This is a genomic window from Mangrovimonas aestuarii (assembly GCF_028767185.1).
GTDB lineage: Bacteria > Bacteroidota > Bacteroidia > Flavobacteriales > Flavobacteriaceae > Mangrovimonas_B > Mangrovimonas_B aestuarii.
In genome coordinates this window covers 48,844-69,306 of record NZ_JARACK010000003.1, presented here as the reverse complement: position 1 = coordinate 69,306, position 20,463 = coordinate 48,844, and the positions used below count along the sequence as shown (strand labels likewise).

General features: G+C 36.3%; 22 protein-coding genes. 4 read left to right on the top strand and 18 right to left on the bottom strand.

Annotation, left to right across the window (positions count from 1 at the left end; translation table 11 throughout):
• Positions 1–25: 25 nt before the first annotated feature.
• Genes PWU04_RS05020 through PWU04_RS05010 form a run of 3 tightly spaced genes read right to left on the bottom strand, consistent with a single transcriptional unit; the run spans position 26 to position 1,422 of the window.
• Positions 26–634 carry an FAD-dependent oxidoreductase gene (locus tag PWU04_RS05020; RefSeq protein ID WP_274474746.1) on the bottom strand — a complete coding sequence of 203 codons (609 nt, stop codon included), beginning with the start codon at positions 632–634 and terminating at the stop codon, positions 26–28.
• A gap of 3 nt (positions 635–637) precedes the next feature.
• Positions 638–838 (bottom strand): hypothetical protein, encoded by a 201-nt coding sequence (locus tag PWU04_RS05015; RefSeq protein ID WP_274474745.1) that lies wholly within the window; start codon positions 836–838, stop codon positions 638–640.
• 2 nt (positions 839–840) lie between these two features.
• Positions 841–1,422, bottom strand: a complete 582-nt coding sequence (locus PWU04_RS05010; RefSeq protein WP_274474744.1) for a MarC family protein — start codon at positions 1,420–1,422, stop codon at positions 841–843.
• A gap of 129 nt (positions 1,423–1,551) precedes the next feature.
• On the opposite strand from PWU04_RS05010, the gene PWU04_RS05005 reads away from it, so the two are divergent.
• Positions 1,552–2,118, top strand: coding sequence for a DUF3109 family protein (locus PWU04_RS05005; protein WP_274474743.1), 567 nt, complete (start codon positions 1,552–1,554; stop codon positions 2,116–2,118).
• A gap of 3 nt (positions 2,119–2,121) precedes the next feature.
• On the opposite strand, the gene PWU04_RS05000 is transcribed toward PWU04_RS05005, so the two are convergent.
• Both PWU04_RS05000 and PWU04_RS04995 read right to left on the bottom strand, forming a co-directional pair.
• A complete protein-coding gene (locus PWU04_RS05000; RefSeq protein WP_274474742.1) occupies positions 2,122–4,119 on the bottom strand; it encodes a tetratricopeptide repeat-containing sensor histidine kinase in 1,998 nt (665 codons plus the stop codon).
• 3 nt (positions 4,120–4,122) lie between these two features.
• Positions 4,123–4,863: a LytR/AlgR family response regulator transcription factor gene (locus PWU04_RS04995; RefSeq protein WP_274474741.1), complete on the bottom strand. Its 741-nt coding sequence runs from the start codon at positions 4,861–4,863 to the stop codon at positions 4,123–4,125.
• A 620-nt stretch (positions 4,864–5,483) separates the two neighbouring features.
• Here PWU04_RS04995 and PWU04_RS04990 point away from each other — a divergent pair.
• Together PWU04_RS04990 and PWU04_RS04985 are read left to right on the top strand one after the other, a co-directional pair.
• Positions 5,484–6,464, top strand: coding sequence for a ribonucleotide-diphosphate reductase subunit beta (locus PWU04_RS04990; protein ID WP_274474740.1), 981 nt, complete (start codon positions 5,484–5,486; stop codon positions 6,462–6,464).
• A gap of 207 nt (positions 6,465–6,671) precedes the next feature.
• Positions 6,672–9,137 (top strand): ribonucleoside-diphosphate reductase subunit alpha, encoded by a 2,466-nt coding sequence (locus PWU04_RS04985; RefSeq protein ID WP_274474739.1) that lies wholly within the window; start codon positions 6,672–6,674, stop codon positions 9,135–9,137.
• Between the two features lie 80 nt (positions 9,138–9,217).
• Here PWU04_RS04985 and PWU04_RS04980 read toward each other — a convergent pair whose 3' ends face one another.
• The 12 genes from PWU04_RS04980 to PWU04_RS04925 all read right to left on the bottom strand — a co-directional run bounded on the left by PWU04_RS04980 (position 9,218) and on the right by PWU04_RS04925 (position 18,957).
• Positions 9,218–10,123: a DUF3078 domain-containing protein gene (locus PWU04_RS04980; RefSeq protein ID WP_274474738.1), complete on the bottom strand. Its 906-nt coding sequence runs from the start codon at positions 10,121–10,123 to the stop codon at positions 9,218–9,220.
• Between the two features lie 85 nt (positions 10,124–10,208).
• Positions 10,209–10,712 carry a DUF2480 family protein gene (locus PWU04_RS04975; RefSeq protein WP_274474737.1) on the bottom strand — a complete coding sequence of 168 codons (504 nt, stop codon included), beginning with the start codon at positions 10,710–10,712 and terminating at the stop codon, positions 10,209–10,211.
• Positions 10,712–11,038, bottom strand: a complete 327-nt coding sequence (locus PWU04_RS04970) for a DUF59 domain-containing protein (RefSeq protein WP_274474735.1) — start codon at positions 11,036–11,038, stop codon at positions 10,712–10,714. The genes PWU04_RS04975 and PWU04_RS04970 overlap by 1 nt, the downstream gene beginning before the upstream one ends.
• Position 11,039: 1 nt before the next feature.
• Complete coding sequence (locus tag PWU04_RS04965; RefSeq protein ID WP_274474733.1) at positions 11,040–11,462, bottom strand: SufE family protein; 423 nt, start codon at positions 11,460–11,462, stop codon at positions 11,040–11,042.
• Between the two features lie 38 nt (positions 11,463–11,500).
• A complete protein-coding gene (locus PWU04_RS04960) occupies positions 11,501–11,950 on the bottom strand; it encodes a hypothetical protein (protein ID WP_274474732.1) in 450 nt (149 codons plus the stop codon).
• A gap of 81 nt (positions 11,951–12,031) precedes the next feature.
• Complete coding sequence (locus PWU04_RS04955) at positions 12,032–13,105, bottom strand: zinc metalloprotease (protein WP_274474731.1); 1,074 nt, start codon at positions 13,103–13,105, stop codon at positions 12,032–12,034.
• Between the two features lie 230 nt (positions 13,106–13,335).
• Positions 13,336–14,550, bottom strand: a complete 1,215-nt coding sequence (locus PWU04_RS04950) for an aminotransferase class V-fold PLP-dependent enzyme (protein ID WP_274475014.1) — start codon at positions 14,548–14,550, stop codon at positions 13,336–13,338.
• 34 nt (positions 14,551–14,584) lie between these two features.
• Positions 14,585–15,898, bottom strand: coding sequence for a Fe-S cluster assembly protein SufD (gene sufD / locus PWU04_RS04945; RefSeq protein WP_274474729.1), 1,314 nt, complete (start codon positions 15,896–15,898; stop codon positions 14,585–14,587).
• Positions 15,899–15,945: 47 nt separating this feature from the next.
• Positions 15,946–16,701, bottom strand: a complete 756-nt coding sequence (gene sufC / locus PWU04_RS04940; protein WP_274474728.1) for a Fe-S cluster assembly ATPase SufC — start codon at positions 16,699–16,701, stop codon at positions 15,946–15,948.
• 5 nt (positions 16,702–16,706) lie between these two features.
• Positions 16,707–17,114 carry a hypothetical protein gene (locus tag PWU04_RS04935; protein ID WP_274474726.1) on the bottom strand — a complete coding sequence of 136 codons (408 nt, stop codon included), beginning with the start codon at positions 17,112–17,114 and terminating at the stop codon, positions 16,707–16,709.
• A gap of 14 nt (positions 17,115–17,128) precedes the next feature.
• Entirely contained in the window at positions 17,129–18,577 is a 1,449-nt protein-coding gene (gene sufB, locus PWU04_RS04930) for a Fe-S cluster assembly protein SufB (RefSeq protein WP_274474725.1), read from the bottom strand.
• Between the two features lie 50 nt (positions 18,578–18,627).
• A complete protein-coding gene (locus PWU04_RS04925) occupies positions 18,628–18,957 on the bottom strand; it encodes a HesB/IscA family protein (RefSeq protein WP_274474724.1) in 330 nt (109 codons plus the stop codon).
• Between the two features lie 166 nt (positions 18,958–19,123).
• Between PWU04_RS04925 and thiL the strand changes: the two genes are divergently transcribed.
• Complete coding sequence (gene thiL / locus PWU04_RS04920) at positions 19,124–20,179, top strand: thiamine-phosphate kinase (protein WP_274474723.1); 1,056 nt, start codon at positions 19,124–19,126, stop codon at positions 20,177–20,179.
• Here thiL and PWU04_RS04915 read toward each other — a convergent pair.
• Positions 20,160–20,420 carry a hypothetical protein gene (locus PWU04_RS04915; protein WP_274474722.1) on the bottom strand — a complete coding sequence of 87 codons (261 nt, stop codon included), beginning with the start codon at positions 20,418–20,420 and terminating at the stop codon, positions 20,160–20,162. The genes thiL and PWU04_RS04915 overlap by 20 nt on opposite strands.
• Positions 20,421–20,463 lie beyond the last annotated feature (43 nt).

Here is a 20,463-nt window from a genome sequence, read left to right as displayed (position 1 = left end):
TTTAGCCTGCTCACTTCTTATATAACTATGACTTTGCTTTATCGTGAACTTTGGTGTGTTTACCATTGTTCCAGAGCGTAAGGATATCGGTTGCTACCTGAGCACCACTCCCAGCTGCGATTGCAAATTGGCTTCGCCATCCGGCAAGAGTTCCTGCAACATACAATCCTTCAGTAACCAAATGGTCTCGGTTCTTTAACCATATTCTTTCTTTTTCGATATTGTCTTTTGGGTGAGGTTCAATATAGGGTTCTAAGCCTTTAATTGAGATTAGATTAGTATAGCCTACAGCAACAACAACAATTTTGCTTTCATATGAATTTTTATTGGTGATAACTTTATGTCCACCATTAAAAGGTTCAATAGCTTTGACTTTTTCATTATCTAGTTGATCAATATGCGGATAAAGTTGAGATAATTGTTTTTTGCCTTCCGATAAGATTGTTGCTCCTAAAGTTCCAGGAGCAATACCGAGTGCATTGTTAAGTAAAGCACTTTGCAAGTGAGAACTTTTTTGGTTTGTAAAAATGCCTGTTTTTTTGTTTTCGGTATAGGGGCGACCCTCAGCTGAGCCTAAAACCAAAGCGCAAGATAGGCCTGCCGCTCCACCTCCAATTATCAATGCATCGAACATAAGTTACTTTTTTTTGTGGTGGCTTTCAATTTTTTTAGAAATGCGAAGTATCTGAAGTAAAATAATGGCGCAAAGAGCAGCTATAATCGTTATTAGGGCTACTATGCTGTCGCCTTCCAATAGTGCGTTGAAATCCAGTTTTGTTGCATTGAAAATAATAAGTCCAATAGCAATAGCGGTAAGTATGTGTGTAAATATCTTCATCTTTAAACAAATAATGCCTTTATGTTGTGGGCAAATAGTTTAACTGCAATAGCTAATAAGATTACGCCAAATATCTTACGGATAATATTTATCCCGTTTGGCCCAATAAGACGTTCAATTTTTGCGGATGTTTTTAAAACAATATAGATGATAACAACGTTAAATATAACAGCTACTATAATGTTTTCTATTTGATATTCTGCTCGTAATGATAATAAAGTGGTTAAGCTTCCAGGTCCTGCGATTAGTGGAAATGCCAGAGGGAACACGCTGGCAGTAATAGCCGAGCTTTCATCTTCTTTGTACAAGGTGATCCCTAAAATCATTTCTAATGCAATAAAGAACAAGATAAATGAGCCTGCTACGGCAAAACTGTTAACGCCAATTCCAATAAGAGAGAGAATATTTTGACCCAAAAACAAGAAAATAATCATGATAACACCTGCTATTATAGAGGCTTTCTCACTTTGAATGTGTCCTGCTTTTTTTCTGAGGTCAATAACAATAGGTATATTGCCAATAATGTCTATTACTGCAAATAAAACCATAAATGCGGTAAAAATTTCTTTAATGCTAAAATGCATACGGTAACTTTTTAGTAATTGGCTGACAAAGGTCGTTAAATATTTTATTGAATTGTTAAAAATAATAAACTTTCCTTATGATGTCTTAATGTGTATCAGTTTTTAGAGTAATAGGACTATCTTTGCGGCATGTTTCAATTAGGTAAGACAATAGTATCGGAAGACATTTTAAGCAAAGACTTTGTTTGTAATTTGTCTGCATGTAAAGGGGCTTGTTGTGTTGAAGGGGATGCTGGAGCGCCTCTAGATGATGTGGAAGTAAAAATATTGAAGGAGGTTTATCCTAAGGTAAGACCTTTTTTAAGAAAAGAAGGGATTGCTGCTATTGAGGAGCAAGGAACTCATATTGAAACAAAAGATGGTGATTTAGAAACTCCACTTGTCGATGGAGCAGAATGTGCATATGTTATTTTTGATGAAAAAGGAACAGCGCTTTGTGCAATAGAGCAAGCATATAATGAAGGGTTGATTGATTGGAAAAAACCAGTATCATGTCATCTCTATCCCGTTAGGGTCAATGATTACAGTGAGTTTTCAGCTGTAAATTATAACAAGTGGAATATTTGTGATGATGCCTGTTCTTTGGGTAAAGAGCTTCAGGTACCTATTTATAAATTCGTAAAGGAGGCTTTAATCCGAAAATTTGGAGAGGATTGGTATAGTGAGCTTGAAAAAGTGGCAGCGAACTACAAATAGCTTTTATGCAGTCCTTAAAGCCGATGCGTTTATAGGTATATTGATTACTACCTTTGTTCCTGCAGGGGAATTATCAATGTTGTAAAGATCTTCAATTTTTAAGTGATACATGTTAGAGTAGCGTTTAGAGAAATTGGTCAGTCGTTCTTGAGTAATAGCAATTCCTACTGATTTTCTGTTTAAGGTTTTTTGCTTTTGAATGCTTTCAGAGGCTTTTCGCCCTACACCGTTATCTATTATGGTTATAGTGACAAATTCAGGTTTTAATTTTTCTACTCTCAAACTGATTTTTTTGATTCCTTTTTTTGATGATAAGCCATGCCATAGTGCATTTTCCAAAAATGGCTGTAATATCATTGATGGTACTCGTATGGATGAAGGATTTACTTCAGGAGAAATATGTACTTGGTATTTTATTTCATTGGAGAAGCGAATGTTTTCAATGTTCATGTATAATGCCATGGTGTCCAGTTCGTCTTCTAGTGATATGTCTTTCTCTTTTGATGATAAAAGTATTTTCCTGATCAATTTTGAAAACTTGTTTAGGTAGTAAACAGCATTTTCCCTTTCGTTGTTAATAATGTAAAGTTTAATTGAATTAAGGGAGTTAAATATGAAATGGGGATTCATTTGATTTCTCAACATGTCTTGTTCAAGCCTCAATATTTTTTTGTCACTATGTAGTTGTCTTTGTCGGTAAAGAATAAGGAGAACACAGGCGGCAAGAATTAGTCCGCAAATTCCAAGAATTAAGGTTTTTTTATTTTGTTCTAACTTTAGTTTTACAATTTCGTTTTCACTGGCCAAGGCTTTTATTTGATTGTTTTTTTTCTGACTCTCATGCTTTACGATTAGGTCGGTAAGGTACTGTTGGTCTCTTTCATTTGTGATAGTGTTCTCAAGATCGATATGTTTTTTGTAAAAGGAAAGTGCTTTTTGAGAATTGTGGTTAAGTTCGTACAGTTCTGATAATCTAAGGTAACACTTGCTTAAGAGGTCCTTTTTTCCTAATCTTTCAGCAATTTTCAACCCTTGCATTAGGTTAGATTTGGCTAAGCTGTATTTGTTGATTTTTGTGTAGGCTTGGCCTAGGTTAATGTAAGTTTTTGTTGTTAAATGTTCGTTGTTAAGTTCAATTGACATTCTTTGGGCTATAATAATGTACTCCAAAGCTTTTTCGGGCTCTTCCATTAGGATGTGGATTCTTCCAAGGCTATTGTATAATATGGATTTGCCATTCTCGCAATCTATTTCATTGTTAAAGCTCAAAGAAGTTTTGTAGTTTTTAAGAGCTTCGTTGTAAAGGCCTTTCTCTTCTAAATATATACCTATGTTATGGTAACAAGTTGCAAGAAAATTTTTGTCATTAAGTTCACGGGCAGTTACAAGAGCTTCTTTGAACAATTCCAAGGCTAAATCAAATTGTTTTAGTTTTATATAAAGTGTTCCGAGGTTATTTTGGCAGGTTGCTATTAAATGTTTTAGGTGCTCAGGTTGTTTTTGAACGGATTCTGCAATATCCAAAGCTTGTTTTAAGTAATCGATGGAGTTTTGAATAAGGTCCAATTTGTGGTAGCATACCCCTAGGTTCATCAATATGTTGGCGCGGAGTTGTTTGTTGTTTGTATGTTTGGATCTTATATTGGCTTGTAAAAAAAAGTCTATAGCCTTTTTGTAGTTGCCGTTATTTTTGTAATGGTTTCCTAATTGTTCAAGTGCGTAAGCTTCCCCTTCTGCAAATCCTTTCTTCTTGCTATGCTCGGCAAGATATTTCATTTTAACAGTGTCTTCAGCGTGTCTTTCAAATATTGAGTCCAGATTTGAGAAAAGGTTCTTTTTTCCCTCCCAGATGATTCGTTTTGATAGGCTTTTAAATTCAATGTCTTTAAAGTTCTCTTGTGAATATGTGTTATATGTTGAAAAGAAAATCAAGGACAAGCAGGTCCAGAAATTAAATGTAGAGACAGAAAACTTAGCCGTTATGGGATTTAGGTTTTGCATGTGTTAAAGTTTTTCCAGAAAATCTACTTTTCGCTGTCTTGCAACAGGTATTTTATGGTTGGAAGACATAATTACATAGCCTTCAGATTTTAAAAACTCTTTTACTTGGTCAATGTTGATTATGAAAGAATTGTGTATTCTGAAAAAGGTGTTTTCTGGTAGCAGGGCATTTACTTCTTTTAGTTTTTTTGTTAATACTAACTTTTGGTTATTGACCAAGTGCAGTGTGCTGTAATTTCCGTCTGATTCTACAAATAGGATATCTGTCTCTTCTAAAAAAATTAGTTTGCCATCTGTATTAACTGTAATTCTTTTCTTTTTTGATTCTCGATTGTATTTGTCGAGTAATTTTTCAAATTTTTGAATTTCTATGTATTGGGAGTTGTTTTGCTTAAGTTTTTCAATAGTGCTTTGTAGGTCGTCACTATCTATTGGTTTTAAAAGATAATCTAGAGCTTGTTGTTTTATGGCCTTTATGGCATACTCATCATAGGCAGTTGTGAAAATAACAGAAACATTGGTGGTGTCTATTTTTGATAGAAGTTGAAAACCATCCATTGTAGGCATCTGGATGTCTAAAAATAAACAGTCAATCTGACTTTTTGGATTTTTTAGATATTCAACTGCGTCCTCTGGGTTTGTAAAGGTATCCAATATTACGATGTCTTGCTTGAAACGTTTAAGTTCCCAAGTTAGTCCTTGGATTGCCTTGGGTTCATCATCTATAATTATAGCGTGTATCATAGTTGTAAAAGTAGTGATAAATTTAGAACAATTTGTAATCAGTATTGGTGGTTTGCTGTTCCGTAACAAGGGAGGGATGTTGTTTTTGTGTGAGTAAAGTAACATTACCAATTATACAGTATAGCTGTCCATTTATACAAAGTAATTTTTTAGTTAAAAAAGATTTGGTGTATATTTACATCAACTAAAGAGCTAATAAGACTTATTATTTAGTAATTGTTATTAGTCAATCTAATTTAGTCGGTGTCAACTGGCTTTTTTGTTAGTTTAGTTAATTATTGGGTGAAAAAAAAGGGCTGAGTTTTCAGTCCTTTTTTTTATGTTTTTAACAACTGTTTTTAGGGGGTAAAAAAGTGTTTTTTTTGTTGTTTTTTTGAAAGTTGCTTTAACGGTTTGTTGTAAAGCCTGTTAAGGTTTTTTTGGTGTTTCAATAGGCTGAAAACAAAGCTCGTATGTGACACTTTTCTGTCTTTGTTTTTGGTTTTTAATTCACAATTACTGTTAAAAACTTTTTAACAATCTTTATTGTTTTAGTTTTCTTTTTAAGTGTCATTTTTCAATCTTTGTTAATCCCAAGTCGTACTTAAAAGAGGTATAAATTATCAAACAAAATCATCAAAATGTCTCAAACTATAGAACCCATTTTGCAGGAAAATAAAGATAGATTCGTAATATTCCCTATACAACATCATGATATTTGGGAGTGGTATAAGAAGTCTGAAGCAAGCTTTTGGACTGCGGAAGAAATTGATTTACACCAGGACCTAACAGATTGGAGTAATAAATTGACCGATGACGAACGTTACTTTATTAAGCATATTTTAGCTTTTTTTGCAGCTAGTGATGGTATTGTGAATGAAAACTTAGCTGAAAATTTTGTAAACGAAGTTCAATATAGTGAGGCAAAGTTCTTCTATGGGTTTCAAATCATGATGGAGAATATTCATAGTGAGACCTATTCACTTTTGATAGATACTTATGTAAAGGACGAAAAAGAAAAAGATGTTCTTTTTAATGCCATTGAAAATTTCCCAGCTATTAAGAAAAAAGCTGATTGGGCTTTAAAATGGATTGAGTCTCCAAGTTTTGCAGAACGTCTTATAGCTTTTGCAGCGGTTGAAGGTATCTTTTTCTCTGGGGCTTTTTGCTCGATTTTTTGGTTGAAGAAAAGAGGTTTAATGCCTGGGTTGACATTTTCTAATGAACTAATTTCGAGAGACGAGGGAATGCACTGTGATTTTGCAGTACATCTACATAATAATCACTTGGTTAATAAAGTGCCGAAAGAAAGAATCAAAGAGATTATTGTTGATGCTTTGAATATTGAGCGTGAATTTATTACCGAATCACTTCCTGTAAGCTTGATAGGAATGAACTCGAAGTTAATGACTCAATATTTGGAGTTTGTAACCGATAGATTGCTTACCGAATTAGACTGTGAAAAGGTTTACAACTCCACAAATCCATTTGATTTCATGGATATGATTTCATTACAAGGTAAAACAAACTTCTTCGAAAAGCGTGTGTCTGAATATCAAAAGGCAGGTGTGCTTAATAAGGAAGAAGAAGATGATAAATTTAGCTTTGATGCCGATTTTTAGATTTGGGAATTTAAATCTGCGTTAACGACTAATACCCGATCCCTAATATTACACACCATTAAAAAAATGGTGTGTAATACCAGCGAAAACATTAATTGATAAATCCCTGGTTTTTCCTCAGCTTAAAAGTGAGGCGAAACTTAGCAAGGCGAACGACCCTTTTTTTGAAGGGAAATTGCCTGACAAAACTAAAAAAACCTGTATACTATGTATGTAATTAAAAGAGACGGTAGAAAAGAACCGGTGATGTTCGACAAGATCACCTCTAGAGTCAGAAAACTATGCTATGGCTTTAATGAACTGGTAGACCCTGTAAAGGTGGCCATGCGAGTTATTGAAGGACTATATGATGGTGTGACAACTAGTGAATTGGACAATTTGGCTGCAGAAACCGCAGCGACTATGACTACTGCTCATCCTGATTACGCTAGATTGGCGGCAAGGATATCGGTGTCTAACCTTCACAAAAACACAAAAAAGACATTTAGTGAAGTAATGACCGATCTTTATACATACGTTAATCCAAGAACAGGGAAAAAAGCACCTTTATTGGCAGACGATGTTTATGAAGTAATCATGGCCAATAAGGAGGAACTTGATTCTAGAATTATATATAACCGTGATTTTGGTTACGATTATTTCGGTTTCAAAACACTTGAGCGCTCATACTTGCTAAAATTGAACGGAATGATTGCAGAACGTCCTCAGCATATGCTAATGAGGGTTGCAATTGGTATTCATATGGATGATTTGGAAGCTGCAATAGAAACGTATGAGTTAATGTCAAAAAAGTATTTTACTCATGCGACACCTACATTGTTTAATTCAGGTACTCCAAAACCACAAATGTCTTCATGTTTCTTGTTGACCATGAAAGATGATAGTATTGATGGGATTTACGATACATTAAAACAAACAGCTAAAATATCTCAATCTGCCGGAGGTATAGGCTTGTCTATTCATAATATACGCGCAACCGGTAGTTATATTGCAGGGACTAACGGGACAAGTAATGGTGTAGTGCCAATGTTACGTGTGTTTAACGATACTGCTCGTTATGTAGATCAAGGAGGAGGAAAGCGTAAAGGAAGTTTTGCGATTTATGTTGAGCCTTGGCATGCTGACATCATGGATTTCCTTGATTTGAAGAAAAACCACGGAAAAGAAGAAATGCGTGCTCGTGATTTATTCTACGCAATGTGGATTTCAGATTTATTTATGAAACGTGTAGAGGAAAATGCAGATTGGACCTTGATGTGCCCTAACGAATGTCCTGGATTATACGATATTCACAGTGAGGAATTCGAGGCGTTGTACACTAAATACGAGGCTGAAGGCAAAGGAAGAAAAACCATTAAAGCTAGAGAGCTTTGGGAAAAGATTTTAGAATCTCAAATTGAAACAGGAACTCCTTATATGTTGTATAAGGATGCAGCTAACCGTAAATCAAACCAAAAGAATTTAGGGACTATCCGTTCTTCAAACCTTTGTACTGAGATTTTGGAATATACTTCTCCAGACGAAGTTGCGGTTTGTAATTTGGCATCTATTGCGTTGCCAATGTTTGTTAAGGATGGAAGCTTTGACCATAAAGAATTGTTCAAGGTTACAAAACGTGTAACCAAAAACCTTAACAAGGTAATTGACAGAAACTATTATCCAGTTAAGGAAGCAGAGAATTCTAACTTCCGTCACCGTCCTATCGGATTGGGTGTTCAAGGACTAGCAGATACATTTATTAAATTACGTATGCCGTTCACTAGTGACGAAGCAAAAGCGTTAAACCAAGACATCTTTGAAACCTTGTACTATGCAGCTGTAACTGCAAGTGTGGAAATGGCTAAAGTAGAAGGGCCTTACCAAACTTATGAGGGATCACCAATGAGTAAAGGAGAATTTCAGCATAATCTTTGGGGAATTAAGGATGATGAATTGAGTGGTCGTTGGAACTGGGAAGAATTGCGTAAGCAAGTCATGGAGTATGGTGTACGTAACTCACTGTTAGTGGCGCCGATGCCAACAGCTTCTACGTCTCAAATCCTTGGGAATAACGAATGTTTTGAGCCGTATACTTCAAACATCTATACGCGAAGAGTATTGTCTGGTGAGTTTATTGTAGTTAACAAACACTTATTGGAAGACCTTGTGGAACTAGGGTTATGGAGTGAAGGATTGAAGCAGGAAATTATGAGAGCTAATGGATCTATCCAGCACATCGATATTATTCCTCAGGATATCAAAGATCTTTATAAAACAGTTTGGGAGTTGAGCATGAAAGATATTATCGATATGTCACGTCAACGTGGTTATTTTATCGATCAGTCTCAATCTCTTAACCTGTTTATGGAAGGTGCTACTATGGCCAAGCTTACTTCTATGCATTTCTACGCTTGGAAGAGCGGCTTAAAAACAGGTATGTACTATTTACGTACTAAGAGTGCTGTAGACGCTATTAAATTTACTTTAGATAATAGTAAGAAGAAACATGAGCCAGAGGTTGCTCTAGATCAAAATATAGTTACCCAACAAAAGGAAAAGGCTGCTCAAAATGCTCAGAAGTTTGCGGAGCAAACTTCTGTAGATGTAGAGCCAATGACCGCAGAAGAAATGAAAACTTTAATTGCACAAGCCAAAGAAGCTGAAGGGGATGATTGCCTAATGTGTGGCTCTTAATATTATTGTTTTAAGTGTTAATAAAAACGCCTGTTTCATTTAATGAAACAGGCGTTTTTATTATATAGTGGTTTATCGGCTTAAAAACCAAAATTAACACCTAAGCCAAAAACTTCACGAATCTGAAAGCCTCTATAGGCGTTATCATCATAAATAGCCTGGAAGGCCAAGTTAGTCGTTAGGTATTTGTTGATTTTCATTACTAAATTCATAGTATAGTCAACATCTACGTTTTGAGGGTCTTCAAGGTAATTAGAGTATAAGTTTAGGATGTTTTCAATTGTAACGTTATCCATTACCTTAAACTTATAATAGGTGTTTATAGCAGCCCCCAACTCATATCTTAAAGTTTTGTTAGCGTCTACACCAAAATATTGCCGATCACTGTCTAATTGGTTTTCTGGGTTGTTAGCGTCTGTAAATTCACTGTGAACAAAAATGAATTTAGAAGTGGCTGGAGCAATGTTAACCTTTAGGTTTTCATTTTTTTTCCAAAGCATACCTGGCCCAGCTTGTAGATAAGCAGGAGAAAAGAAGTGACTGTAAACAATAGACTCGTCAATGTTTCCGTCTTCATCAATATAGTTACCCACATCCATTTGTGTTTTGAAATTGACAAAAAAGGAGTAGTACCAGTAACCTTTGGCTTGTTTTCCAAATAGTGAATTTATTTCAAGTCGGTCATCAGTTTTTCTGGATTCTTCTCCTTTTATTTTTGTCCTACCATAAGCAATGATTACTTTGTTGTCCCAGCTAATATCATCTTTCAAATAATTGAAGTCATAATTAATGCCAAGGTTTCCTGCAAAGTTGTTTTCTCCACCTGCTATCCAATTGCTATAAGCCGATTGATTTAAAAGAAATGTAAATGTTCCACCTTTTGTCCATCCTTGTTTAGGCGGTACTGAATCTTGAGGGACATCATTCTGGGCATTAGAGATAAAGCAAGTAAAAAGAAATGCTAATAGTAGTAATGGATTTTTCATGTGTATACGTTTTAGCGTTGTTTGTGAGGGTTTTACAACACCAATATACTAAAAAAGGGTCAGGTTTAATATAGGGAAAAAGGGATTATTGCCTAAAAAGAGGAACGGATGAACAGGCTTCTCCAAACATTATAGATTTAGCAACAGTTTTAAGTTTATTACAGGCCATAATGTAAGCGCTTACAGGAACAGGCTTTTTTGAGCATCCTTTTATGATAACGGGCCTGTCTTTAAACTCTTCTATGTCGAGAGTATCAATAATGTCATGATAAAGGGATGTTTCTAGGTCTTCTAGGGTTCCAAACACGTTGTTTTTGGCGTAATCAGATAAGTTTAGGCTAATAAGCATAAAAGCCCATGCAGGTACGATAGCGTCAGTTGAGCATGTTATTGCTACATAGCAATCTTGATATTGAGACCAATCATGCTCTTTAACCTTAGTTCTAAAGTCCTTTTCCCTAAGTACAAACCCCTCGAATAGCCAATCTTTAATATCAAAGAGAATGCGTTGCCCTTTAGGGTAATATTCTTCAAGATCAAAAGTGACCAACTTGCTGTTGGCCACTCTATTTATAATTTCGTCTGCCATTATAACATTCCAAGTTCTAGTTTGGCTTCTTCACTCATGAGATCTTGGCTCCAAGGTGGATCAAAAGTAATTTCCACTTCGGCATCCTTAACCATATCTAGAGATTTAACTTTTTCTTCAACTTCTAAAGGGAGGGTTTCTGCAACTGGACAGTTAGGTGTTGTTAAAGTCATAAGGATTTTAACTTCATGGTCTTCATTGACAAAAACGTCATATATTAGTCCTAGTTCGTAAATGTCAACAGGGATTTCAGGATCGAAAATAGTCTTTAGGACCTTTACAATTTTTTCGCCCAGTTCTTTTGTGTCTATTGTGGTATCGCTCATTTTAGTTCAATTGAGTTTGGTATGCAATTGCATACATTTTAAGTTGTTTTATCATACTGACCAATCCATTAGCACGGGTCGGTGATAAATGCTCTTTAAGTCCAATTTGGTCAATGAATTCTGTATCGGCATCAATAATGTCTTTAGGATGCTGATTTGAAAATACGCGAATTAATATTGCAATAATGCCCTTAGTGATAATAGCATCGCTATCTGCAGTAAAAATCACTTTTTCATCTTCCATATTGGCGTGTACCCAAACTTTACTTTGGCAGCCTTTTATCAAGTTGTCATCAACTTTGTATTGAGGTGCAATTAGTGGAAGGGATTTTCCTAAATCTATCATATATTGATAACGCTCTTCCCAGTCGTCGAACATGGAAAATTCGTCTATAATGTCGTTTTGTATCTCTTGTATAGTCACGGCTTCAATTTTATGCAAAAGTACAAATAGTAAATCTGCTAATCAACCTTTTGTGAAAGTGTTAGTACTTGGTTAATTAGTGGTGCAATTTCTTCGTTAGGATTACCTGCGTCAAATTCTGGAGTAGTATATTCAGTGCCATCGACAATTATTTTGAATTTTCCTATTGGAGCACCATCATAAAACCTCGCTTCTGATGGAGCCTCAAGATTCATTAGCTCATTTAGATTTAAAGCATTAATCTTTTCTTGAATTGATTCCCATTCCTGATTAGAACATGTTATTGTGGTAGGTTTGCTATTTCTTTCGTTTTGAACATACATCGTCTGATTTTTCACCTCTATATGATTGTAAAATCCTCGGCTTTCTGCAGAATAGTCTATCACAATATTTTTTTGATGTTTTACTTCTTTTATAGCAGTTTTAGATGTAGATGAACAACCGCCAATAACAATTGTGAAAAATAAAAGGAGTGTAGAAAGTTTCATAGTTGTGGTTTTTTGTATTTTAAAATACAAAAAAGACGCCAAAGTAGCGTCTTTTTGATGTTTTTATGGAGTGCTTATTTTCTAATTTACATTAAGCATCGAGTTTCGTGGTCCACCATCTGCAAATATTGAGCGCATTCTAGTTTTTTGTCCTTCAGTAAACATATACATGCAGGCGTCGTCTACATAATCCATGTAATTCATGGTCATATCATTAGATCGACAATGCTGCGTTGGGTAGTTAGGACAGCCATAATTTGGACGGTCTGATGTAGGTGTGTCACTAACAAAATCATCCTGATTACATCTACCATCGCCCCAAATATGACGAAGGTTTAAATAGTGCCCAACTTCATGCGTTGTAGTGCGTCCTTCATCAAATGGCGCAGCCACATAGCCTGTATCCCCAAAGAATTGCGGACCTACTACAATACCGTCTGTAGCTGATGGTCCCCCAGGGAACTGAGCATACCCTAAAATTCCACCTCCAATATTACAAACCCATATGTTCAAGTGAGTATCTGGGGTTATTGGTGGATAAGCTGCTTTTACGGCATCATTGGTTCCCCAAGAGCTCGTGGAATTTGAATAACGGTAAATTCCTGCTAAATTGAATTGTATTTCAGTGTCTGTAACAACCGAAGAGAATTCAGTGGGCACTTGGCTTAGGTCATTATTACTAGCGCTAAAATCATCATTTAGTATTGCAATTTGTGAATTGACTTGAGCTTCGCTAATGTTTTGTTGAGAGTTACTGTAAACGACATGAACGTAAACTGGAATGGTTATTGGGCCGAGGTTGTCTCCACCTCCATTATCTCCACCGTTATCACCTCCATTATTTCCTCCATTTCCGTTACCTACTCCATCAGGCTTTTTACCAGCCATCCATGAGCGCGAATTGTATTCTATATTATACATGTTCTGCTCTAAAGTTGGGTTTTCGTTTAAAAGCCTATTAAGGTTTACCATAGAATGACAAGATTTACCAAGACCTTGGGTAATTCTTTCAGTTTCGTCTATGTCGGCATCAGTGTAAACATAAAAATCGCTCATGTCTATTTGAGATTGCTCATAGTTTGCTTCATTTTGGTCGCTGTTACACGATGAGAACAGAAGCGCTAAGGCTGCCATCCCCAGAATCATTTTTTTCATAATGCATTAGGTTTTTGATTAATTACTGTTAAAAATATGAATAATTAACAAGAGATTAAGAAAAAATGTGTCAGGTGTGAGATATGTAGCTTAAATGGTCGCTATTCATTTTTAGATGGTTATGAATTTGTGACCTTAATGCATTTATTAATTAATGATATTCACTAAAACTGAAGTATTATTAATATAAACAAAAAGAGGGTGCTAATAAAAAGAATATTTTAAGGAAATTAACCCAACATCATCTGTGCTTTTTTCACACCTTTTACCAAGTTGTCAATTTCTTCCATAGTATTATAGAATGCAAATGAAGCGCGAACTGTTCCAGGGATATTGTAGTAAGCCATTATAGGTTGTGCACAATGGTGGCCAGTGCGGACAGCGATTCCCATTTTGTCCAGTAATGTACCTACATCGTAAGGATGAATGCCCTCTAGGTTAAAAGAAATAACTGAAGTCTTATGTTTTGATGTTCCGTAGATTTTGAGGCCGTCAATTTTTAGAAGCTCCTGTGTCGCGTATTCCAATAGTTCATGTTCATATTCGGCAATGGCATCAAAGCCAATGTTGTTCATATAGTCAATGGCAACACCAAAGGCAATACCGCCACAGATATCTGGGGTACCAGCTTCGAACTTATGTGGTAAATCAGCATAAGTAGTTTTTTCGAAAGTTACTTCCGAAATCATTTCACCTCCACCTTGGTAAGGAGGCATTTTGTTAAGCCACTCTTCTTTCCCGTAAAGAACTCCTACGCCAGTTGGTCCGCACATTTTGTGGGCAGAAGCGACATAAAAATCAACGTCCAAAGCTTGAACGTCCGGCTTTATATGAGGACAGGCCTGAGCGCCGTCAATAAGAACGGCAGCTCCTACGGCATGTGCTTTCTTAATAATAGTTTCTATAGGGTTAATGGTACCCAAGGCATTCGAAATATGGTTTACAAATACCAGTTTCGATTTTTCTGAAAGTAGCTGATCGTAAGCTTCCATATCCAACTCTCCCGCATCGGTCATTGGAATCACCTTAAGACTTGCTCCTGTGCGTTCGCATAGCATTTGCCAAGGAACGATATTGCTATGATGTTCTAATGCCGAAACTATAATTTCATCATTTTGATTCAAAAAAGGAGTAAACCCATTGGCAACCAAATTGGTTCCGTGGGTTGTGCCAGATGTGAAAATGATTTCGTGAGCATGTTTGGCGTTGAAATGGTTTTTAAGCTTCAATCTAGCCTGTTCATAGGCATCGGTAGCTTCTTGACTCAAACTATGTACACCGCGATGTATATTAGCATTGTAATGTGTATAGTAATGCGTAATGGCATCGATAACCACTTTCGGGGTTTGCGATGTGGCCGCATTATCAAAATACACTAAAGGTTTTCCGTTTACTTCTCGATTGAGAATTGGAAAATCTTTTCTGATGCTTGCGATGTTTAACATAGTTTTCATTACTTAATCAGCCAGTTTGTTTGAATTATAGGTTAAATCCAAGGTTAACACCAAGTTTATTGGCGATTAATTTATTGATACGTAGCTTAAGTTCAGGAATCTTAACACTTTCCAAAACGTTGTTGGCGAAAGCATACATTAAAAGAGCCTTAGCTTCTTTTTCTGGAATACCTCTAGAGCGTAGGTAGAACATTGCACTTTCGTCCAACTGACCAATCGTACAACCGTGAGAACATTTCACATCGTCTGCAAAAATCTCCAATTGTGGCTTGGTGTTTATCGTCGCTTTATCGCTAACCAAAATGTTGTTGTTAGCTTGGAAAGCGTTTGTTTTTTGTGCTTCTTTTTCAACAACTACCTTACCGTTAAAAACACCTGTAGCGCTCTCATCGAAAATACCTTTGTAGTCTTGGTGACTTTCACAGTTAGGTTCTATATGATGTACCAATGTGTTGTGGTCTACGTGTTGTTTACCTTCAATAATGGTAATGCCTTTTAACGTAGAATCGATACGTTCACCGTTCTGGAAGAAATTAAGGTTGTTTCTAGTTAACTTACCGCCAAAAGCAAAAGTATGTACAGAAGCATGGCTTTCCTGTTTTTGCTTGATGAAAGTGTTATCAATTAACGAAGCATTTTCATTGTCATTCTGGATTTTGTAATAATCCACAATAGCGCGTTTGTTGGTGAAAACCTCTGTAACACTGTTGGTCAATACCGGATTGTTTGTTAAGCTCTGGTGACGTTCAATTATTTGAACATACGAATTCTCATCAACAACAATAAGGTTTCTTGGTTGCAACATCAATGCCGCTTCATGCCCAGTTGAAAAGTGGATAATCTGGATAGGTTTTTCCACCATTTTATTCTTAGGGATATGAATAAAAGCCCCTTCTTGAGAGAAAGCTGTATTCAAAGCCGATAAGCTATCGTTTGTTGCAGCTTTATTGAAATAATTTTCAATTATCAAGCGATATTTTGGTTTGGACAAAGCAGCCGACATTAGGCAAACATCCATTCCGTCGTGGGTAGTTTGTGAAAGTTGAGAAGAGTACTTTCCGTCGATAAAAACAATATTATAAGTGTCTATATCATGGATAAAATACTTCTTTACTTCCTTATAATCCAAGGCATCTTCCTGCTTAGGGAACACACTGTAATTATGCTTAAGCACATTGTTTAGAGATGTGTACTTCCAAGCTTCCTGTTTTTTAGTTGGGAAACCTTGTTCTTCAAATATTTTTATTGCTTCGCTTCTTATTTCGTGAACCGGGTTGTCAATATCAACATGGTTTTCGAATGCTAGGAAGGAAGACACTAATTTATCTTTCAAATCCATTATAATCAATTTTAGTCTTATAAATCAAGTGGTACTTGATTAGAAAACTATAGGGTATTAGCTTCTTCTTTAATCCAATCGTATCCTTTCTCTTCTAATTCAAGAGCTAATTCCTTGGTACCCGATTTTACAATTTTACCATTGTAAAGTACGTGTACATAATCTGGAACGATATAATCTAAAAGACGTTGGTAGTGAGTAATAACAATTACAGCGTTATCCTTACTCTTCAATTTGTTAACTCCATTGGCAACAATACGAAGGGCGTCGATATCCAGACCAGAATCGGTTTCATCAAGAATTGCCAATTTAGGCTCTAACATTGCCATTTGGAAGATTTCGTTACGTTTCTTTTCACCACCAGAGAAACCTTCGTTTAATGAGCGTGACAAGAACTTTCTGTCGATTTCCAATAGTTCTGCTTTATCACGAATAGTTTTAAGCATTTCGTTGGCAGGCATTTCTTCAAGACCTTTAGCTTTTCTAGTCTCGTTGATAGCCGTTTTCATAAAGTTTGTAACCGATACGCCAGGGATTTCCACTGGATACTGGAACGAAAGGAACACACCTTTATGAGCGCGTTCTTCGGCAGCCAGTTCATCGATATTTTCGTTCTCCAATAAGATTTCGCCTTCACTTACTTCATATTCTTCCTTTCCGGCGATAACAGACGCTAATGTACTTTTACCAGAACCGTTAGGTCCCATGATAGCATGTACCTCACCAGCTTTTACCTCTAGGTTGATTCCCTTAAGAATGCCTTTGTCTTCTACTTTAGCGTGTAAATTGTTAATCTTTAACATGGTCTTTATTTTCCTAATTTGATAGCCTCGTGAGTATTCGGGCTTGTTTCTTTAACGTTTAATATTTCCTTGATTTCCACTCGGTGCTCCCAGCCATCAGTTCCTTCTGGTTTTGGAGTGATTTTTCCTCTTACTTCTACTGTAACAAAATCTGTTGGTTCAATTTTAAATGCCTGAGCCCTTTTGTTAAGCTCTTGCATCATTTCGTCTTGAACTACACCATAGATTTCACGGTGCGTTTGTAAAACAGCAGCATCTTCGTAGTAAACAAACTCACCTCTCAATAGGGTAAGCCCATCGTTCTGCTTTTCTGTTTTCTCGTTTTCGTTGAGAGGGGTTTCTTTTGTTTTTGAGTCGTTTTTACAAGCGAAAGTTATCGCCATAATTGTTAATAGTAAAAGCGTTTTTCTCATAAGTAGTTTGTTTATTATCCAACAGAACCTTCAAGGCTTATTTCAAGGAGTTTTTGCGCCTCAACGGCAAATTCCATTGGTAGTTTATTCAATACATCCTTACTGAAACCGTTTACGATTAGGGCAATTGCCTTTTCGGTATCTATACCACGTTGGTTGCAGTAAAAAATCTGGTCTTCTCCAATCTTGCTTGTTGTGGCCTCATGCTCAATTTGAGCCGATTTGTTTTTAGCTTCTATATAAGGGAAGGTGTGTGCACCACATTCATTACCCATAAGTAAACTGTCACATTGAGAGAAATTACGAGCGTTTTCTGCACGAGAACTTACCTGTACCAATCCTCGGTAACTGTTCTGAGATTTACCAGCAGAAATACCTTTAGAGATGATAGTAGACTTAGTGTTCTTACCCAAGTGGATCATTTTTGTTCCAGTATCGGCTTGCTGATAGTTATTGGTAACAGCGATAGAGTAAAACTCTCCAACCGAATTATCACCTTTCAATACACATGAAGGGTATTTCCAAGTAATGGCACTACCTGTTTCTACCTGAGTCCAAGAGATTTTTGCATTGGTTTCGCAAAGTCCACGTTTTGTAACAAAGTTGTAAACCCCACCTTTACCTTCGCTGTCTCCAGGGAACCAGTTTTGAACGGTAGAATATTTAATTTCTGCGTCGTCCAAAGCGATCAATTCTACTACAGCGGCGTGCAATTGGTTTTCGTCACGGCTAGGGGCAGTACAACCTTCAAGGTAGCTAACATAACTTCCTTCGTCGGCAACAACTAAAGTGCGCTCAAACTGACCCGTTCCAGCTTGGTTAATACGGAAGTAGGTAGATAATTCCATTGGACATCTAACCCCTTTAGGTATGTAGCAGAAAGAACCATCACTAAATACAGCACTGTTAAGGGCTGCGTAGAAATTGTCGGTTTTGGGAACAACGGTTCCAATGTATTTCTTTACTAATTCAGGGTGCTCTTGAATAGCTTCGCTTATTGAACAGAAAATAATTCCTTTCTCGGCTAATGTCTTTTTAAAAGTAGTTGCTACAGAAACAGAGTCTACAACCACATCCATTGCCACACCAGCTAATTTCTTTTGTTCATCCAAAGAAATTCCAAGTTTGGTGAAGGTTTCCAATAATTGTGGGTCTACTTCATCAAGGCTATCGTACTTTGGTTTTTTATTTGGAGCCGAGTAATAAGAGATTGCTTGGAAGTCTGGCTTTTTGTAAGTTACGTTAGCCCAATTAGGCTCTTCCATAGATTGCCATATTTTAAAAGCTTCCAAACGCCATTCGGTCATCCATTCTGGCTCGTTTTTTTTCTTTGAAATAGCACGAACAATATCTTCATTTAAACCAACAGGAAATGTTTCAGATTCTATATCAGTATAAAATCCGTATTCATATTCCTTGGTTTTTAACTCTTCTCTTAAATCGTCTTCGGTGTACTTAGTCATTACTAATTGTGTCAATCTTTCTTTTAATAATCAATTGTCATTTGAAGCTTTTACAATGAAAAGCTTTCTCCACATCCACATGTTCTGTTGGCATTAGGGTTGTTGAATACAAATCCGGTACCGTTAAGTCCGCCAGAATATTCAAGTGTAGTACCAACTAGATATAAAAAACTCTTTTTATCTACTATAATTTTTATGCCGTTATCTTCAAAAACTTTGTCGTCTTCAGCTTGTTGTTTGTCAAATTTCAAATCATAAGACAAACCAGAGCATCCTCCACTTTTCACACCTACGCGGATGAAGTCGGTTGCTGGGTTAAAGCCGTCATGACTCATCAGCTCAACGACTTTATTTTTAGCTGTTTCAGAAACTTTAATCATAATTCTAAGTGATTATTTCTAAATAGGTTGCAAATATACAATTTAAGTAGTGTTTTACCATATAACCTAACATTATATTAGTAAATAGGTTGATAGGATTTTTTGATATGATTTTCAGAGGGGTTTTTCAAGGTCTTATTATTGGAATAATCCTTAGATTTGCACTATGATTGAAGATAAAAACCAAGAGCGTACTCCGCTTAGTACTCTAGGGGAGTTTGCGCTGATAAACCATTTGACCGAAAGTTTTGAAATTAAGCACAAATCTACCGTAAAAGGAGTGGGTGATGATGCCGCTATTTTAGATCATGGCGACAGGCAAATAGTTGTTACAACAGATTTACTTGTTGAAGGTGTGCATTTCGATTTGAGCTATATGCCACTAAAACATTTGGGATATAAATCGGTTGTGGTGAATTTATCTGATGTTTATGCAATGAATGCTGAGGCTAAGCAGATTACCGTATCTATTGCCGTTTCTAACAGATTTCCTTTAGAGGCTGTTGAAGAGTTGTATGCAGGAATTAAAACTGCGTGTAATTTTTACAATATAGATTTAGTTGGGGGAGATACCACAAGTTCCACAACAGGTTTGCTTATTTCGGTTACGGCTATAGGTGAAGTCGATGAAGATAAAGTCGTGAAGAGAAGCGGGGCAAAGCCAAATGATTTATTGGTTGTTACCGGGGATTTAGGAGGTGCTTATATGGGGCTTCAGGTTTTGGAACGTGAAAAGGAGGTGTTTAAAGTAAATCCTCAAAGCCAGCCAGATCTTGAAGGTTATACTTATATAATAGAGCGACAGCTTAAGCCTGAAGCAAGAAAAGACATTATTCAATTATTAACAGATCTTGAGGTGAAGCCAACTTCTATGATTGATATTAGTGACGGATTATCATCTGAAATTCTTCACTTATGTAAAAACAGTGGGGTAGGTTGTGAGCTTTACGAAAATAAAATTCCTTTGGATCAACAAGTGATCTCTACCTGTGAGGAATTCGATATAGATAGTACTACGGTAGCTTTAAACGGTGGTGAGGATTACGAATTACTATTCTCAGTTTCTCAAGAAGACTATCCTAAAATTAAAGGAAACCCAAATTTAACCGTCATTGGTTATATGACAGAAGCTAGTGCTGGTATTTATTTGGTGACTCGTGCAGAAACCAAAATACCTATGAAAGCACAAGGTTGGAAGAACTTTAGTGGGAAATCAGAGTAGTGCTTTTTATACGCAATATTCTTTTGGAGTGGAACTCTTCTAGTATTTCATTGATTTCTCTGAACTGAGGTGTCAATTCAGTAAGTGTACCGTTGCCATTTGTGGTTAATTCTTTTTTGCAACATTTACAGGTGTATTCCTTTACGTGCTCGGTCACCCGTTTTGATACAACATACTTATGGCCGAACATCTGACAAATGAGCCTGGATACAGTTGGTTTTTTTGGGTTGTTAGTTTCCATAGGTTAAGTAGTTAGGAAATACTAACCTAAGAAAAATATTGTT

What these genes read in the sequence shown, in the direction of transcription:
- PWU04_RS05020 (WP_274474746.1), bottom strand. Translation starts at nt 634, where the DNA reads ATGTTCGATGCATTGATAATTGGAGGTGGAGCGGCAGGCCTATCTTGC.
- PWU04_RS05015 (WP_274474745.1), bottom strand. Translation starts at nt 838, where the DNA reads ATGAAGATATTTACACACATACTTACCGCTATTGCTATTGGACTTATT.
- PWU04_RS05010 (WP_274474744.1), bottom strand. Translation starts at nt 1,422, where the DNA reads ATGCATTTTAGCATTAAAGAAATTTTTACCGCATTTATGGTTTTATTT.
- PWU04_RS05005 (WP_274474743.1), top strand. Translation starts at nt 1,552, where the DNA reads ATGTTTCAATTAGGTAAGACAATAGTATCGGAAGACATTTTAAGCAAA.
- PWU04_RS05000 (WP_274474742.1), bottom strand. Translation starts at nt 4,119, where the DNA reads ATGCAAAACCTAAATCCCATAACGGCTAAGTTTTCTGTCTCTACATTT.
- PWU04_RS04995 (WP_274474741.1), bottom strand. Translation starts at nt 4,863, where the DNA reads ATGATACACGCTATAATTATAGATGATGAACCCAAGGCAATCCAAGGA.
- PWU04_RS04990 (WP_274474740.1), top strand. Translation starts at nt 5,484, where the DNA reads ATGTCTCAAACTATAGAACCCATTTTGCAGGAAAATAAAGATAGATTC.
- PWU04_RS04985 (WP_274474739.1), top strand. Translation starts at nt 6,672, where the DNA reads ATGTATGTAATTAAAAGAGACGGTAGAAAAGAACCGGTGATGTTCGAC.
- PWU04_RS04980 (WP_274474738.1), bottom strand. Translation starts at nt 10,123, where the DNA reads ATGAAAAATCCATTACTACTATTAGCATTTCTTTTTACTTGCTTTATC.
- PWU04_RS04975 (WP_274474737.1), bottom strand. Translation starts at nt 10,712, where the DNA reads ATGGCAGACGAAATTATAAATAGAGTGGCCAACAGCAAGTTGGTCACT.
- PWU04_RS04970 (WP_274474735.1), bottom strand. Translation starts at nt 11,038, where the DNA reads ATGAGCGATACCACAATAGACACAAAAGAACTGGGCGAAAAAATTGTA.
- PWU04_RS04960 (WP_274474732.1), bottom strand. Translation starts at nt 11,950, where the DNA reads ATGAAACTTTCTACACTCCTTTTATTTTTCACAATTGTTATTGGCGGT.
- PWU04_RS04955 (WP_274474731.1), bottom strand. Translation starts at nt 13,105, where the DNA reads ATGAAAAAAATGATTCTGGGGATGGCAGCCTTAGCGCTTCTGTTCTCA.
- PWU04_RS04950 (WP_274475014.1), bottom strand. Translation starts at nt 14,550, where the DNA reads ATGTTAAACATCGCAAGCATCAGAAAAGATTTTCCAATTCTCAATCGA.
- sufD (WP_274474729.1), bottom strand. Translation starts at nt 15,898, where the DNA reads ATGGATTTGAAAGATAAATTAGTGTCTTCCTTCCTAGCATTCGAAAAC.
- sufC (WP_274474728.1), bottom strand. Translation starts at nt 16,701, where the DNA reads ATGTTAAAGATTAACAATTTACACGCTAAAGTAGAAGACAAAGGCATT.
- PWU04_RS04935 (WP_274474726.1), bottom strand. Translation starts at nt 17,114, where the DNA reads ATGAGAAAAACGCTTTTACTATTAACAATTATGGCGATAACTTTCGCT.
- sufB (WP_274474725.1), bottom strand. Translation starts at nt 18,577, where the DNA reads ATGACTAAGTACACCGAAGACGATTTAAGAGAAGAGTTAAAAACCAAG.
- PWU04_RS04925 (WP_274474724.1), bottom strand. Translation starts at nt 18,957, where the DNA reads ATGATTAAAGTTTCTGAAACAGCTAAAAATAAAGTCGTTGAGCTGATG.
- thiL (WP_274474723.1), top strand. Translation starts at nt 19,124, where the DNA reads ATGATTGAAGATAAAAACCAAGAGCGTACTCCGCTTAGTACTCTAGGG.
- PWU04_RS04915 (WP_274474722.1), bottom strand. Translation starts at nt 20,420, where the DNA reads ATGGAAACTAACAACCCAAAAAAACCAACTGTATCCAGGCTCATTTGT.